At 38.7% G+C, this 13,934-nt stretch carries 17 protein-coding genes; 12 read left to right on the top strand and 5 right to left on the bottom strand.

Annotation, left to right across the window (positions count from 1 at the left end; translation table 11 throughout):
• Window positions 1–67: 67 nt before the first annotated feature.
• Window positions 68–592 (bottom strand): gamma carbonic anhydrase family protein, encoded by a 525-nt coding sequence (locus tag AABM38_RS18730; RefSeq protein ID WP_423407745.1) that lies wholly within the window; start codon window positions 590–592, stop codon window positions 68–70.
• Window positions 593–761: 169 nt separating this feature from the next.
• Here AABM38_RS18730 and AABM38_RS18725 point away from each other — a divergent pair, with 169 nt between their 5' ends.
• Window positions 762–1,565: a lysophospholipase gene (locus AABM38_RS18725; RefSeq protein WP_423407744.1), complete on the top strand. Its 804-nt coding sequence runs from the start codon at window positions 762–764 to the stop codon at window positions 1,563–1,565.
• Between the two features lie 36 nt (window positions 1,566–1,601).
• Window positions 1,602–2,696 (top strand): tetraprenyl-beta-curcumene synthase family protein, encoded by a 1,095-nt coding sequence (locus AABM38_RS18720; protein WP_423407743.1) that lies wholly within the window; start codon window positions 1,602–1,604, stop codon window positions 2,694–2,696.
• Between the two features lie 310 nt (window positions 2,697–3,006).
• On the opposite strand, the gene AABM38_RS18715 is transcribed toward AABM38_RS18720, so the two are convergent.
• Together AABM38_RS18715 and AABM38_RS18710 are read right to left on the bottom strand one after the other, a co-directional pair.
• Window positions 3,007–3,579, bottom strand: a complete 573-nt coding sequence (locus AABM38_RS18715; RefSeq protein WP_423407742.1) for a class I SAM-dependent methyltransferase — start codon at window positions 3,577–3,579, stop codon at window positions 3,007–3,009.
• Window positions 3,576–4,544 carry a TIGR01212 family radical SAM protein gene (locus AABM38_RS18710; protein WP_423407741.1) on the bottom strand — a complete coding sequence of 323 codons (969 nt, stop codon included), beginning with the start codon at window positions 4,542–4,544 and terminating at the stop codon, window positions 3,576–3,578. The genes AABM38_RS18715 and AABM38_RS18710 overlap by 4 nt, the downstream gene beginning before the upstream one ends.
• Before the next feature lie 245 nt (window positions 4,545–4,789).
• Here AABM38_RS18710 and AABM38_RS18705 point away from each other — a divergent pair, with 245 nt between their 5' ends.
• The 5 genes from AABM38_RS18705 to AABM38_RS18685 all read left to right on the top strand — a co-directional run bounded on the left by AABM38_RS18705 (window position 4,790) and on the right by AABM38_RS18685 (window position 8,441).
• Window positions 4,790–5,053, top strand: coding sequence for a YtzC family protein (locus tag AABM38_RS18705; protein ID WP_423407740.1), 264 nt, complete (start codon window positions 4,790–4,792; stop codon window positions 5,051–5,053).
• 16 nt (window positions 5,054–5,069) lie between these two features.
• The gene (locus tag AABM38_RS18700) at window positions 5,070–5,249 is read left to right on the top strand and encodes a hypothetical protein (RefSeq protein WP_207500897.1); all 180 of its coding nucleotides are present in this window, start codon (window positions 5,070–5,072) and stop codon (window positions 5,247–5,249) included.
• A 425-nt stretch (window positions 5,250–5,674) separates the two neighbouring features.
• Window positions 5,675–6,859, top strand: a complete 1,185-nt coding sequence (locus tag AABM38_RS18695; RefSeq protein ID WP_423407739.1) for an MDR family MFS transporter — start codon at window positions 5,675–5,677, stop codon at window positions 6,857–6,859.
• A 154-nt stretch (window positions 6,860–7,013) separates the two neighbouring features.
• Window positions 7,014–7,541, top strand: coding sequence for a CueP family metal-binding protein (locus AABM38_RS18690; protein ID WP_423407738.1), 528 nt, complete (start codon window positions 7,014–7,016; stop codon window positions 7,539–7,541).
• Between the two features lie 465 nt (window positions 7,542–8,006).
• Window positions 8,007–8,441 (top strand): cell division protein FtsK, encoded by a 435-nt coding sequence (locus AABM38_RS18685; RefSeq protein ID WP_423407737.1) that lies wholly within the window; start codon window positions 8,007–8,009, stop codon window positions 8,439–8,441.
• A gap of 185 nt (window positions 8,442–8,626) precedes the next feature.
• Here AABM38_RS18685 and arr read toward each other — a convergent pair whose 3' ends face one another.
• A complete protein-coding gene (gene arr, locus AABM38_RS18680; protein ID WP_423407736.1) occupies window positions 8,627–9,043 on the bottom strand; it encodes an NAD(+)--rifampin ADP-ribosyltransferase in 417 nt (138 codons plus the stop codon).
• 332 nt (window positions 9,044–9,375) lie between these two features.
• Between arr and AABM38_RS18675 the strand changes: the two genes are divergently transcribed.
• The 4 genes from AABM38_RS18675 (at window position 9,376) to AABM38_RS18660 (ending at window position 11,568) form a co-directional block, all read left to right on the top strand.
• Window positions 9,376–9,594, top strand: a complete 219-nt coding sequence (locus AABM38_RS18675) for a hypothetical protein (RefSeq protein ID WP_423407735.1) — start codon at window positions 9,376–9,378, stop codon at window positions 9,592–9,594.
• Between the two features lie 35 nt (window positions 9,595–9,629).
• The gene (locus AABM38_RS18670) at window positions 9,630–9,974 is read left to right on the top strand and encodes a short-chain dehydrogenase (RefSeq protein ID WP_423407734.1); all 345 of its coding nucleotides are present in this window, start codon (window positions 9,630–9,632) and stop codon (window positions 9,972–9,974) included.
• 95 nt (window positions 9,975–10,069) lie between these two features.
• Window positions 10,070–10,558 (top strand): hypothetical protein, encoded by a 489-nt coding sequence (locus AABM38_RS18665; protein ID WP_423407733.1) that lies wholly within the window; start codon window positions 10,070–10,072, stop codon window positions 10,556–10,558.
• A 581-nt stretch (window positions 10,559–11,139) separates the two neighbouring features.
• Window positions 11,140–11,568 carry a hypothetical protein gene (locus AABM38_RS18660; protein WP_423407732.1) on the top strand — a complete coding sequence of 143 codons (429 nt, stop codon included), beginning with the start codon at window positions 11,140–11,142 and terminating at the stop codon, window positions 11,566–11,568.
• 216 nt (window positions 11,569–11,784) lie between these two features.
• Here AABM38_RS18660 and AABM38_RS18655 read toward each other — a convergent pair whose 3' ends face one another.
• The gene (locus AABM38_RS18655) at window positions 11,785–11,955 is read right to left on the bottom strand and encodes a hypothetical protein (protein WP_423407731.1); all 171 of its coding nucleotides are present in this window, start codon (window positions 11,953–11,955) and stop codon (window positions 11,785–11,787) included.
• A gap of 243 nt (window positions 11,956–12,198) precedes the next feature.
• Here AABM38_RS18655 and AABM38_RS18650 point away from each other — a divergent pair, with 243 nt between their 5' ends.
• Window positions 12,199–13,563, top strand: coding sequence for a sigma-54 interaction domain-containing protein (locus AABM38_RS18650; protein WP_423407730.1), 1,365 nt, complete (start codon window positions 12,199–12,201; stop codon window positions 13,561–13,563).
• Window positions 13,564–13,934 lie beyond the last annotated feature (371 nt).

The raw sequence follows: 13,934 nt of genomic DNA, 5'->3' as shown, positions 1-13,934 counted from the left end.
AAAATTATTTACGGGTATAGTATATAAATTAATATCGGTTTGAACAGGGATTTTTTTAGAGCAAATGCTATTCTTCCTTATTGTTTTGCAGCTGTTTGTAGTACTGCGCTTTTTCGGCATACTCTCTTGAAATCCGTTCCATATCCAGGATATCTTCCTCAGTGAGTTCACGGATTACTTTTGCCGGTCTTCCGAAAGCCAGTGTGTTCGGAGGGATCTTTTTACCCTGGGGAACGAGGCTGCCAGCTCCAATAAATGCCCCTTCCCCAATTACTGCCTGGTCAAGGACGATGGATCCCATTCCAATAAGCGCTTTTTTCCTGATGATGCAGCTATGCAGGATGACCTGATGCCCAATGGTAACTTCGTCTTCAAGGATGAGCGGATTATTTGGGCTTTGATGCAATACGGAATTGTCCTGAATGTTCACCTTGTTTCCAATGATGGTTGGTGCGACATCTCCCCGTATGGAGGTGTTGAACCAGACGCTTGATTCATCGCCAATTTGAACATCGCCCGTAATCGTTACATAATCTGCAATAAATGCGGATTTTGATATTTTAGGTGTTATTCCTTTGTAAGGGTAGATCATTGTACACTCTCCTGTGAAAAATAGATTATAGAATGCTTTAATTTTTATTTTTATCTAATTATATATTATAGTTCTTTTAAAGAACCTTGATAAGTAGTGCAAAACACTGTCATTCACAAAATGAAGGAATACTAACAACAAAGATAAAGTAATAACTGGGGGAATGGTCATGTGGAAATGGGAAGCAGACGGAGAAGCTAAGGCTGTTATCGTTATGGTACACGGCGCGCTTGAGCATCATCGCCGATATGGCTGGCTTATTGAAATGTGGCGCTCATCCGGCTTTCATGTCATCATGGGGGATTTGCCGGGACAGGGTATGACAACTAGAGCGAACCGTGGCCATATTGATTCATTTGATGAATACATCATTGAAGTAAAAGAGTGGATCCAGGCAGCGTATGATTTTAATCTGCCGGTATTCTTATTGGGCCACAGTATGGGTGGACTTATTGCCATCAGGTTGCTGCAGGAGGAGCATATGGAGCTTGCTGGACTGATCCTGTCTTCACCTTGCCTGGGATTGGTTAAGTATCCTTCAAAATTTTTAAATATGCTTTCGCATGGCATTAATATTGTCATGCCTACCCTGCGAATGTCTTCTGGCTTAACGGTAGAAATGGCGACGAGGAACGAAGATGTATTGGCAATTGATCAGAATGACTCGCTATATATCACCAAGGTGTCGATCAGATGGTACCGTGAGCTAGCCGCTGCAATGGAACTTGCCTTTGAAAATATGGAAAAAATACAGGATGTTCCCACGCTGCTGATCCAGGGCGGAGACGATAAAATTGTAGATAAGCGTTCAGTGAAGGAATGGTTCAACCATGCTCCGCTTTCTGAAAAGCGTTATAAAGAATGGCCGAAATGCTATCATGAGGTCTTCAATGAACCGGAACGTGAGGAAGTATTTAATTACTCGATGGATTTTGTCATGAGCCAGCTGAAGTCAATTGGATATGTGTATTAAGAAGAAATTGTGTTAGAAAGGGGTGAAGGTGTATACATGATCATTCCATCCATGCCGCTTAGTTTAATGTACCGTGTATACCGGCAAGTCCTGCCGCAAGTACATCGCGAGCTCTCCTACTGGAAAAGCAGGGCTGAGGAAATCCCAAACCCTGAATTAAGGAAACAGGCTCTTGCAAGTATCGAGCACAAGACTTTCCATTGTGAAGGCGGATCAATTTTAAGCCTTACCGCTAAAGGGAAATATAAGCAGGCGATCAGGTTTATAGTGGCTTACCAGACGATCAGCGATTATCTTGATAATCTTTGTGATCGGAGCACCTCCCTTGATCCCGCTGATTTTGCTGCTTTGCATGAATCTATGGCTGACTCCCTAAGCCTGGACAGCCAATTGAAAAATTATTATCGAGAGAGGGAAGACCAGGACGATGGAGGCTATCTGATTGAGCTTGTAACAGTCTGCCGTGAAGTTTTAGCTGAGCTTTCTAGTTATCGACACATTCAGGAGCATCTGGGTGAGCTTTGCAATTATTATTGTGATTTGCAAATCCACAAGCATGTCGAAGTAAAAGACCGTGTACCCAGGCTTCAAACATGGTTTGACGGACATCGAAATGATATTCCAGATATGGAATGGTATGAATTTTCGGCCTGCACAGGGTCCACACTTGGCATCTTCTGTCTAGTGTCATATGCCCTTCGCGATGATTTCCAACCAGAGTACGCAGATAGTATTCGAAGTGGATATTTTCCTTACATACAAGGCCTTCACATCCTGCTTGATTATTTTATTGACCAGGAAGAAGACAAGGCAGGCGGCGATTTGAACTTCTGCTTCTACTATGAAAATGAAGAAGCACTATTTAATCGTTTGAGGCATTTTGTGAAAAATGCAGATTACCATACATCCAAGCTGCCGCATCAAAAATTCCATAAGCTGATCAATCGCGGTTTGCTGGGAGTATATCTATCAGATGAAAAAGTAAGACACCAGGAAAGAATCAAGAAACTCGCCCGCGAAATGATCAAGACAGCTGGTCCTGTCAGCTACTTCTTTTATATAAATGGACGAGCCTACCGTTCCTTGCAGAAGTGGATGCCTTCCGGCGTTGTGAAGGCTTTTATAAAATAAAGATGCAGCCAGGGGATTTATTCTCTGGTTGTTTTTTATTGGTGGTGATGGGCTGCTTCTGGTATTAAAACTTTTCCAACCGTTAATAAAAAGGTTCCAACCGTGAATAAAATGAATCCAACCGTTAATAAAACAGTTTCAACCGTGAATAAAATTGTTCCAACCGTGAATAAAACTTTTGAGCAATGAACAAAAGCCCGCCAACGTGAGAAAAAATGAATCTAACTAGGATATAATCCATCGATAAATGATGTTTTTATATTTCTGCAATAAAAAAAGGGTTCCTCATCAGGAGAAAAACCCTTTTTGATTACCTTTTTTCAATCGCAATAATAAATGGCGGATTGTTTTTCTGGTTCAAAAATCTGTATTCCAGAACATGTGCTATATTTTGATCCAGGGATTTTACATAACGGAGAAGATAATCACGTTCGACTGCTCCTTCTGGGTGTCCGTGATAAATAACGATCACGATGATGCCCTCTGGTGCCATGATTTCCAGGAGCTGATCGATGGCTTCGATTGTTGTTTGCGGTACGGTGACAATGCTTTTATCCCCGCCAGGCAAATAACCAAGGTTAAAAATGGCTCCGGTTATTTTTCCAAAATGCAATGGAGGGATGCTCACCATTATCTGTTCATGGCCTGTATGAAAAAGAGTGACCCGTTCCTGCATGTAATGTTCTCTAAGTTTCGTTTTGCAGGACATGAGAGCCTCATCCTGGATATCAAAACCATAAATCCTGCCAGCAGGTCCGACCAGGTTAGCTAAAAAAATCGTATCATGTCCCTTCCCAACGGTTGCGTCCACCGCAATATCTCCTGGTTTTACTGCGAGTTCCAGCAAATTCCTCGCGAATGGAAGGATGCGTTCTAGCTTCATTCTGAAATCACCACTTTATTTCCGGCATAAAATTTTCCTTGCCAGCTGTCGCGCCGCTTCATTTCCGCATCAATCGAATTCAATACTTCCCATTTATTTACGCTCCACATCGGACCGACCATTAATTCGATAGGGCCGTCCCCAGTAATGCGGTGGATGATCATTTCAGGGGGAAGGATCTCCAGCTGGTCACAGACTAGCTTTACATAATCCTCTAAAGTAAGGAACTCAAGCAATCCTTTTTCAAATTGCTTTACCATTGGTGTTCCCTTCAGTAAATGGAGAAGGTGGATTTTGATCCCCTGGACGTCGAGTTTTGCGACTTCACGGGCAGTTTCCATCATCATCTCAGGAGTTTCCATGGGAAGGCCATTGATGATGTGTGAGCAAATTCGGATGCCTTGCTTGCGGAGCTTGTCCACTCCTTCTTTATATGTCTCATAATCATGTGCACGGTTGATTAATTTGGCCGTTTTTTCATGGACGGTCTGAAGGCCAAGCTCAACCCATAAATAGGTCCGTTCATTTAGTTCGGCAAGATATTCAACGACATCATCAGGCAGGCAATCTGGCCGGGTCGCAATCGAGAGACCAACAACGCCTTCTTCCTGTAAAACCGTTTCGTATTTCTCCCGCAGTACTTCTACTGGAGCATGGGTATTTGTGAACGCCTGAAAATACGCCATGTACTTGCCGTCTTTCCATTTAGTATGCATTTTTTCTTTTATTTTGCTGAATTGGGTGCCAAGATCTTCTACTCTGTCTCCGGCAAAATCGCCAGAGCCGGAAGCACTGCAAAAAGTACATCCGCCGTGTGCGACCGTGCCGTCACGATTTGGACAATCAAACCCGCCATCAAGGGCCACTTTAAAAACTTTATGCCCAAAATGATTGCGCAGGTGATAGTTCCATGTATGGTATCGTTTATCATCTGTAGCATATGGAAAAGGGTTGGTCTGTGCCATGACAGAAACCTCCTTATTGCGGTTAGTTCCATTATTTCATAAAGGAATTGTACCACTTAGAAGGAGGGATTCCAATTGCAATTAGATAACTAAGCCATCTGGATCTAATGGATTTCTTCTGTGTTTCCAGCATCCTTATAATTGGAATCATTAAACATCGCCAAATCGTGATAGGAAAAAGCATTGTGAACAAAATAAAGAAGAAGCAGACTTTGCTTCAGCATCAAGTAAAGGAGGGTCTAATATTGGCTACACGTCAATCGGTTGACCAGCTACTTCAGCAATGTGAGGATGCAATCAATTTAGCCCAGGAGCAGTATAAAAGTGCCAGCATGCAGCAGCATTATAATGATGGTGATTATACGAATGCCCTGCAAGCTCTTGAAGACGCTTATAATGATCTTGCCAAGCTTGCTTTCAGTGCAAACGCCCAGCAGCGCGACCAGCTGCACAGAATGCGGCTGCAGTTGCAAAATGTACAAAACAATATGATTCTGATTGATCATTAAACAGGAGGGGAAAACTTTGAAGAAACGCTCAAAGCAAAATAATCCTGAACAAAAGACGCGGAATGGCATCAACAACCAGGATCTTGAACTTGGAATGGAGCATGATCCGGTAAAAGAATCGAAAAAGAGATATGAACAAAGTGGCGGTCAGCCAGTGAAATCAAAGTTTCATCCAGAACCAGGGCAATCTTCATAAACTTGTAACACCCCTCACTTCATAAAAGAAGTGAGGTTTTTTTGTGCAGATTTCCTGCAAAATTCATATCAGGAAAAGGTAATCAATGCTTTTCACAATACCCTCCGTTCACAAATCCTCCAAAAAATCATCAAAGGATTCAGAGAAAAGCGTTTTTTACAAGCGGACTGGAAAATACGAACGATATTTTCCAGTTTACTAACTCGAAAATGAGTTGAAAAATAAAAGGTATTCTTTGATTCCGCAACTTTCTGTCGAAATCCCGCAACATGGAAATTATCAGTTTTTTTTTCCAATTTACACACCCGAAAAAAAAGAAAATTCCCACTTTAAATCCTGAGGAAAATACCTGTTGCAACCCTTCAAAAAAACCACTAAAATTACTTTGGTATTCGAAATTTTTAACATGCAAAGGGGCGTTTTTTATGCCGAGAGCCCTCTGGCTTTTAGTTATCGGGATGGCAGTCAATGTTACTGGCTCTTCATTTTTATGGCCTTTAAATACAATCTATATCCATGACCATCTTGGCAAATCGTTATCGGTTGCCGGAATCGTTTTAATGTTGAATTCCGCTGCCAGTGTAATTGGTAATCTGTTTGGCGGCAGCCTGTTTGATAAAATTGGCGGCTACAAGTCAATTATGCTGGGAATCGGGATAACGATTATTTCACTCATCGGACTTACCTTTTGGCCAGGTTGGCCACAATATATTTTCTTTTTGACTTTGGTGGGCTTTGGTTCGGGAATCGTATTCCCAGCCATGTATGCTATGGCAGGTTCAGTATGGAAAGAAGGCGGGAGAAAAGCATTCAACGCCATATATGTTGCCCAGAACCTCGGGGTGGCTATTGGTGCGGCATTAGGTGGACTTGTTGCCTCCTATTCATTCCAGCTGATCTTCATGGCAAATGCTGTTATGTATGTGATTTTCCTGATGATTGCTGTTTTTGGCTACCGAAGCATCGATACACGCGCTGCCAAACAAACGAACATTCTCCAGGAAAATGGCACGGTAAAAAGCCGTACGAAGCTGTATGCGTTATTGATCTTATCCATTGGATATCTGCTTTGCTGGGTTGGCTATGTGCAGTGGCAGACGACGATTGCAGCCTATACGCAGGAACTTAACATTACGTTGAATCAATACAGCATCCTCTGGACAATCAACGGTGCACTGATTGTATTGGGGCAGCCTGTTATCAATAAACTGATCAAGCCGTTCCAAAACAAGCTTAAGCTTCAAATTGTCATCGGTATGGTCATCTTCATGGTTTCTTATGCTGTTGCGGCCGGTGCTCAGCAATTTTCAGGCTTTATCGCAGGGATGGTCATCCTGACGATTGGCGAGATGCTGATCTGGCCGGCAGTGCCGACCATTGCAAACACGCTGGCGCCAAAAGGGCGTGAAGGCTTTTACCAGGGAATCGTCAACAGCACTGCTACCGGCGGCAGGATGATTGGTCCCTTGATGGGCGGAATCCTTGTCGACCTGAATGGAATGCCGATTTTATTCGCTGTGCTGATTGGCCTCATGTTTATTGGTATTTTTACTACGGTGATTTATGATCGTAAAATAAAGGAAGCGCCGAATATGGCAGCAAGTGCATAAAGAATAGGAAAGAAGCTGGAACGAGTTCTTCAGCTTCTTTTTTACTGTTCACATTTTATGCATTTTTTCTTGATAAAAAATGCATATTTTACGTCTAATATAAGACGGTGTTAATGTGATATAATCATCATTTGAAAGACAGGGGGTGAATGGGTTGAAAGTTAAACTTATTACAGTTGCCTTTTTAGCTGCCGGTTTGCTATCTGGCTGTAATGGCGGAGAAGAATCTGCAAAAACAGAAAAACAGCAGCCAAACATAAAGGAATTGGTGAGTGATCTCAGCGCGGGCAAGGTTAAAAGCGAAAATGCTTCCATCACCTCACACGAACTGGTCATAGCTGACAGTGAGGGAGACAAGCAGGTCTATGACTTATCTAAAGAGGACTTTTTCGTCTCAATCGCACCATATGAAAATCAAACCCATCCTTGAACGAATCATAGCTTGACAGGTTGTCAAGGTGAAATGGTTGAAGAAGAGTTTGATGTATATATTGAAGACATGGACGGCAATGTGATCGTTGATGAAACATTGAAGTCTCAGCCTAATGGCTTCATCGATCTGTGGCTTCCGCGTGACCAGAAGTATCAGGTAACGATCAAGCACAATGGCAAACAGGTGGAATCAGAAATCTCTACCTACGAAAATGATGCAACATGTATTACCACCATGCAGTTGATGTAAAAACGAATCTCAATAATAACGAGGTGTTTTCAAAAACTAAATAGATACGAATTAGCAGTCTGATTCTTAACTGAATTGGCTGCTTTTTTTAATGATATAGCTATAAGTTTCTAAGCAGTATGAAGAGTCAGGGAGGATTAATTAATTTTTGTTATAATCTTAATTCACTTTTTACTAGGTAAAACAACTAAAGAAGTGAAACTTTTTTTGTTGGGGAAACGTAAACAGAAGGGTTTATAATGGTTTTCACGATTCTTTTATGAATTATCGCAGTTGCAGAATTTGAACATTCAGGAAGTGAAACAATGTTTTTATATTACTTAATGCTCGTTCTTGGAGCTTTATTTGTAGTCCGTTCGTCGTTTACTTTTATTTCCATATATAAAAATAGAAAATATACATTATTAAATTTAGGTAAAAGCCTAGGAATCATCAGAAGGCCGTTCTTCTGTAGCGGAGATTATAATGAGAGATCCATTAACGGTGTGTAAAAAAATTCTTTCGCGTAACATAAATTTTTCGCGTGCAGGAGTTGAAAGTCGAATGCCAGGAATATTCTTTAATAAAGTAAGTGATTTCTTTGGATTTACAAAACTCAAAGAGAGATTATATTGTGAGGATAAAGAGGGGATTTCAGAAGCAGATAGGGAATATATAAATCGGATCAAGGCACAAAACCCTTTCGGTACCTTAACATTGTTTATAGGTGGGATATCTTTTGCCTTTGGACCAATTTATGTTGCTTTTTCCATAATAACAATCATCCTTTGTTTTTTAACTTATGGAACTTTTGATAGAGAAAAAGAAGATAATCCATGGCCTTTTATTATCGGTTTTTGTTTGGCTTTAATAGGCTTATTTATGTATTTAAGTGGCGTAGTCCATGAGCTAATAGTATAAACATTTCTTAAAGTATTACGGACGAAAATTTAGGAAAGAATATTGCTTCGTGGGATTGGTGGTTTAGTTCACCAATCAAGCCCCAGCTTTTGCACGCCTTTGTGTGTAAAAGCCGAAGACAAAAAAACAATTGGCAAAGCAATCGAATCGGTTCTCTTAAGGCATTACCATATAAATTTTAAGGATTAATCGTATATTACAGCTTTCCCTTGTTCACGTAACTTTTTCAAAGATGCAAGCATATGATTTATTTCTTCATCGGAATGTCTTTCCCATGAACTTAATTCTGCTACAATCTTCAAAGGAGATTTAGACCTAAAAGAACGAGTTGGGTTGCCAGGAAATCTTTTATCAGTTAAGTTCGGATCATTTTCATAATCACCTAATGGTTCTACAATATAAATTCTTTCTTTTGATGTAGATGTTGCTAATTCAGCACCCCACTTAGCAGCATCCAATGTTGCAGTAAAGTAAATATAGTTAGATTTTTTATCTTGGTAATTTGATAAGTGTTGAGGTTCTAAAAAATCTCCAATTTTTAATTCTGCTTCAGTACCATGAAAAAAAGGACCTTTATCTAAAACATCTTTTTTGTCATTCATACTGATACCCCCCTTTTCTGATTTGTGAATAACAGTATATTATTGGAATTACAAAAAGAGTAGTCTATAATTTATTTATATCTCGTTGTATAATGTAAGTAGAGAGAATGATGTTGAACGACAATTAACTACTATTTACGTTTTAAATCAGCCTCATCATTTTGGGTTGTTGTGGATTTTGGTACATACATATAGTTTTATACTTATAAAGTGATATTAAAATATAAGGCGCGTTGATCCAGAAGGATTAACCGCCTTTTTTGTTGAATGCCTTATTGAATTAACGGTGCAGGTCTGTTGAACAAAGCATTAGTAATAAACGGGGGTTTTCTATGTGTAATTTAGCTGGTATCGGTATAGGATTGTTTTTTGTGTTAATTGGTGCTTTTTTTCTATATATAAATACCAAAAACGACCCTAAGTATTTGAAAATCTTCTCCCTTATTTCCTTTGAAGCAGGAATGGTTCTTTTAGGATTAATCATAATCCTAATTTCAGTCCTTCCATTACTAGGTATTGGCACAGGAACTTGTGAAAGTATCTTTGACTAACGATGCAGTTTAGCTCAACAAGGAGGCTGATAAAAATGCCTGTTCATGAATTTGGGATAATTGATAATGTTGTTAATATAAAAAGCGAATTTCATTATGAACCACTAAAATACAAATGTATTTCTGTTGATGATGAGTTTATTGATTCCTTATATGACCAATTATCTAACTTAAGAACCTACTTCCATTCGCTTGATCGCCCAGGGAAAGGTTTAGCTTATTGTGGAATTACAATCATCCCACTAGAATCTTTATCATTATTCTATCAAGTGGTTATATCTTCACCATTGTATGCAAAGTCAGGTGATCTTAATGAATTGGCAGCAAAAATAATACAGGCTAAGGAAGAAAAGAAATACATGATACATTTTGGAATATAATTCTTTTTGTGTTCATTTCTTATTTAACAATCGATGCAGTATTGTTCCACTTTTACGATAACTACTAAAAATAGCTAATAAAGTAGGTGGGCGAATTGATTTCTTGGAGGGTAACTAAATATAATCCTTTAAACCGGGATGAAAGTGGTAATTATCTAGATGAGAAGGAATGGACTAGTTATTCAGAGGTAGGAGCTAAAGTTAGTGAAGAAGACTATTTAATAACGGAATCAAACTACGTGAACGCCATTATTTCTTTTATGGAGGAGCTGGGAATAAACCGAGTCCATTTAAGTGATTTGGAGTTATGGTCCGAAGAGGTTCGAAATCAAAACACTTCAAGTTTTTTAACCAAAGTGTGGGTGGGCAAAGGAGTATCAACTCATGAAATTAGAGAGTTAGCAAAGTTATCATTGCGTAATGCAATTTGGTGCAAATTAAACTATAAAAAAGATTTCTTTGTTCATTTTGGATACGATTATTATATGTACATTGGAGCATATAAGGATTGTCCTAGAGCACATAAAAAGGTTCAAGAAACTGGGTTATTCGTTGAGAAAATCAAATCACCTTACCTGGACTAACTAAGCTATAGGGAGGCAGACTCATTATAACGGCTTCGTTGATCCAGTAGATTAACGCTATTTTGTAGAATTAACTTATTCAACAAACTGGGGGTTTGTTGAATAAGAATTGGCATACATTAGGTGAAAATATCGGTAATAAAAGGAGAAAAATATTGAAAAACATAAATATTAAGAGGCTAATACTATTTCTTATTTTTTTTGTCTCTTTGGCTTTAGGACTATTTCAACAAAAAATTATTTATATAGTATTTGGAGCGATAGTATACTTTGTAGTAAAACTCTATTTCCAACAAAAGAAGAAATAGCGTTTGTTTGCTTTGAAACTTATAAGGGAGCTGACATCGGTTAGTTCAAAAAGAAAGAACTTTTGTATTTATTACTCTGCATAGAAGTATGAGGTAAAAACAGTAATGCTTGAACATTTAATTCAAAATTGGAAAGCGTATTGTAAAAATGATAACTTTGTAGGTATAGGTTCCACAAGGAAAGTTTATAGAATTGCCGATTATGTTGTAAAAGTACATTAGCATCCACTTGGATATAAACAATCACTTAATGAATTAAATACATATACTTCAATGGTGGCTAAAGGTCTTGATATGTTATGCGCTCCACCTTATTACGTTGATGAATCTATTTCTGTACAAAAATACTATCGACCTTTAGATCTCAAGGATAATCAAACCTACGAGATAAATGTACAAGAACATACATATTTACTGCCAAATTTTTATGAACGTGTTTTACATATATTAGATCAAGACTTCGACTGTTTTGATTTAAAAGACAGTAGTAACTATGGCTTGAATAATGAGGGAAAAATTGTTTTTACGGATTATGGAATGACAAAGAGTTTATATGAACAGGAGTGGGTTCCTTTAGCTGAAGAAGGTATTCTTCCCCAAATACACTTTGATTTTTGCAACGTTTGTGGACTGGAAAAGGAGCTACGGATGTATGGAGAAAATGACAGCGACAATCGCTGTTATGAATGTGGTAAAGAGTAAAGAAAATTAGTATGCATTGGTACAGGAAGGATTACCTTCCTATTTATTGAATTCCTTATTGAACAAACGGGGCAGTTTAGTTGAATAAATAAAGTCCAAAAACCATAAAAAAAGGATAGATGTAACCAGGTATACACTCCTGTTCATCTATCCTTTCTTTTTATCCACCATTAAGGTGATTTTCAAAAATATTTTGATGCTGCTGTTTTTTGAAACTTATGCTATTTGTTTCTTTATGATTTTTTTGCTTATGGCTATATTTTTATATTGAGCTTGTAAGAATTCTAAATCATATTGATCTTTTTCTTTTACGCCATCAATAATGGCTATTGTTGCATAAATGCAAATTAAAAATACACTGAGTGTAATAAACCAAGCTACAAACATGGTATTTCCCCCTTTTAATGAACTTAAGGATATTTTAAGAAATTCTTAGTTATTTCTGAGTGATATAAGTCACAGAAAAAGGGGGTAGATGTCGCGATTTTATGAACGACTGGAAACTTCTATATTATTTAAGTAAAGATTAAAGCAATTCATCATTGACGTTTCTCACGGTTGATTCTTACGGGAAAACTTATTTATCAGAAAAGTATGATAAAATGAAAAGAAAAAACCAGGTGACGAATAATGAATGCAAAGCTTTTACATATTCCAGCTGACATTATAGAAACAATTGTTGAGAATGCCTTCGAATGGCTCGTTGTCGTTGACCGAGAAGGCAGGATTATTTATATTAATCATAATTATTGTGAATTCCTTGAGGTTAACCGGGAAGAAACGATTGGCAGGCATGTGACAGAGGTAATCGAGAATACAAGGATGCATATCGTTGCTGAGACTGGCAAGGAAGAATTAGCGGACCTTCAATATATTAAAGGCAATTACATGATCGCCAACCGGGTTCCAATCATTAAGAACGGAGAAGTCATAGCTGCGTTTGGTACGGTATTTTTCAGGGACACTCAGGAATGGATGAAGATGGACAGCCATGTAAAAAGCCTGCTGACGCGAATGCAGCCGTACATTCAGAAAATTGATTCCGGGGTAAAATACTCACTCGATGATATTTTAGGAGAATCCAAGCAGATTTTAAGTTTAAAGGAAAAAGTGAAGCTTGTGTCCAATAGCGATATTTCCGTCCTGATCAGGGGAGAAAGTGGTACAGGTAAGGAATTATTTGCGCACAGCATTCATCAGCTGAGCAGCAGGAGCCAAAAGCCTTTTATAAAAGTGAATTGCGGTGCGATTCCAGAAAATTTACTTGAATCAGAGCTTTTTGGTTATGAGGAAGGGGCTTTTACAGGGGCAAAAAAAGGCGGGAAAAAGGGGAAATTCCAGCTCGCTGACGGGGGAACTTTGTTCCTCGACGAAATTGGGGATATGCCGCTTAGCATGCAGGTAAAACTTTTGAGGGCGTTGCAGGATGGTGAAATAGAACCAATTGGTTCAACGAAGTCTGTGTCCGTCGATGTGCGGATCATTGCGGCAACGAACAGGCCATTGGAAAATATGATAGAAGAGAAGCGCTTCCGGGAGGATTTATTTTATCGGATCAATGTCGTTCCTTTCAGTGTGCCTTCGCTAAGAGAAAGAGCAGAAGACTTGAGCTTGCTGATCAGGCATTTTATCGAGAAAGTCACAAACCGTTTAGGCAAGCGAATCGCAGGAATTGATCATGAGGTACTGGCCGTTCTTGAATCCTATAGCTGGCCGGGGAATATAAGGGAGCTTGAAAATGTGATTGAAGCTGCGGTCCATCTGACATTAGGTGAGCGGGTCACACTCGATTCCTTGCCAGATTATCTGCAAACAAAGAACGTTTTCTACCGATTTAACAACAAGAAGCTGAAGGATATTCTTGAGGAAACGGAAAAATGGGTCCTGCAGCAAAGTCTGGACCGGAATAATAATGATAAAGCTTTTGTGGCGAAAGAACTCGGTGTCAGCAGGTCAACGTTGTATGAAAAACTAAATAAATTCGGCTTATTATAGTCCGAAAATCCGGATTGGTGTCCAGGTTTTCGGATTTTTATTTTTCTATTAAATTATTTGAAGGTTTTCACTGTAAGAAAGGTAATAAACCAATTGAAACGGGACAGGTTTTTGAAAGGAATTCTACTAAGTTAAATGGAAGAAATGATAATAGAATCCGAAAATCCGGATTTAAATAACTGAAAATTTAGAATAAACGTTGAATCCGACTGTTAAATAAAGTTGGCACGAAAGTTGCAATATTGTTTATCAGCAATTTTATTTCATTGTTTCTCGTTATCAGGTTTTTTGTAAGCGTTGACATTCTTATGAAATGAGGTGGGAACAACTGCTGGCTATCTTATTTAAGATTACTAAATGAACAAGGGGGA

The sequence above is a fragment of the Heyndrickxia sp. MSNUG genome, from assembly GCF_049532715.1.
Taxonomy (GTDB): domain Bacteria; phylum Bacillota; class Bacilli; order Bacillales; family Cytobacillaceae; genus Mesobacillus.
This window is presented reverse-complemented; position numbering and strand designations above follow the sequence as displayed.

What these genes read in the sequence shown, in the direction of transcription:
- AABM38_RS18725 (WP_423407744.1), top strand. Translation starts at nt 762, where the DNA reads ATGTGGAAATGGGAAGCAGACGGAGAAGCTAAGGCTGTTATCGTTATG.
- AABM38_RS18670 (WP_423407734.1), top strand. Translation starts at nt 9,630, where the DNA reads ATGCCTGTTCATGAATTTGGGATAATTGATAATGTTGTTAATATAAAA.
- AABM38_RS18685 (WP_423407737.1), top strand. Translation starts at nt 8,007, where the DNA reads ATGAGAGATCCATTAACGGTGTGTAAAAAAATTCTTTCGCGTAACATA.
- AABM38_RS18675 (WP_423407735.1), top strand. Translation starts at nt 9,376, where the DNA reads ATGTGTAATTTAGCTGGTATCGGTATAGGATTGTTTTTTGTGTTAATT.
- AABM38_RS18720 (WP_423407743.1), top strand. Translation starts at nt 1,602, where the DNA reads ATGATCATTCCATCCATGCCGCTTAGTTTAATGTACCGTGTATACCGG.
- arr (WP_423407736.1), bottom strand. Translation starts at nt 9,043, where the DNA reads ATGAATGACAAAAAAGATGTTTTAGATAAAGGTCCTTTTTTTCATGGT.
- AABM38_RS18715 (WP_423407742.1), bottom strand. Translation starts at nt 3,579, where the DNA reads ATGAAGCTAGAACGCATCCTTCCATTCGCGAGGAATTTGCTGGAACTC.
- AABM38_RS18660 (WP_423407732.1), top strand. Translation starts at nt 11,140, where the DNA reads ATGGTGGCTAAAGGTCTTGATATGTTATGCGCTCCACCTTATTACGTT.
- AABM38_RS18730 (WP_423407745.1), bottom strand. Translation starts at nt 592, where the DNA reads ATGATCTACCCTTACAAAGGAATAACACCTAAAATATCAAAATCCGCA.
- AABM38_RS18695 (WP_423407739.1), top strand. Translation starts at nt 5,675, where the DNA reads ATGCCGAGAGCCCTCTGGCTTTTAGTTATCGGGATGGCAGTCAATGTT.
- AABM38_RS18655 (WP_423407731.1), bottom strand. Translation starts at nt 11,955, where the DNA reads ATGTTTGTAGCTTGGTTTATTACACTCAGTGTATTTTTAATTTGCATT.
- AABM38_RS18710 (WP_423407741.1), bottom strand. Translation starts at nt 4,544, where the DNA reads ATGGCACAGACCAACCCTTTTCCATATGCTACAGATGATAAACGATAC.
- AABM38_RS18650 (WP_423407730.1), top strand. Translation starts at nt 12,199, where the DNA reads ATGAATGCAAAGCTTTTACATATTCCAGCTGACATTATAGAAACAATT.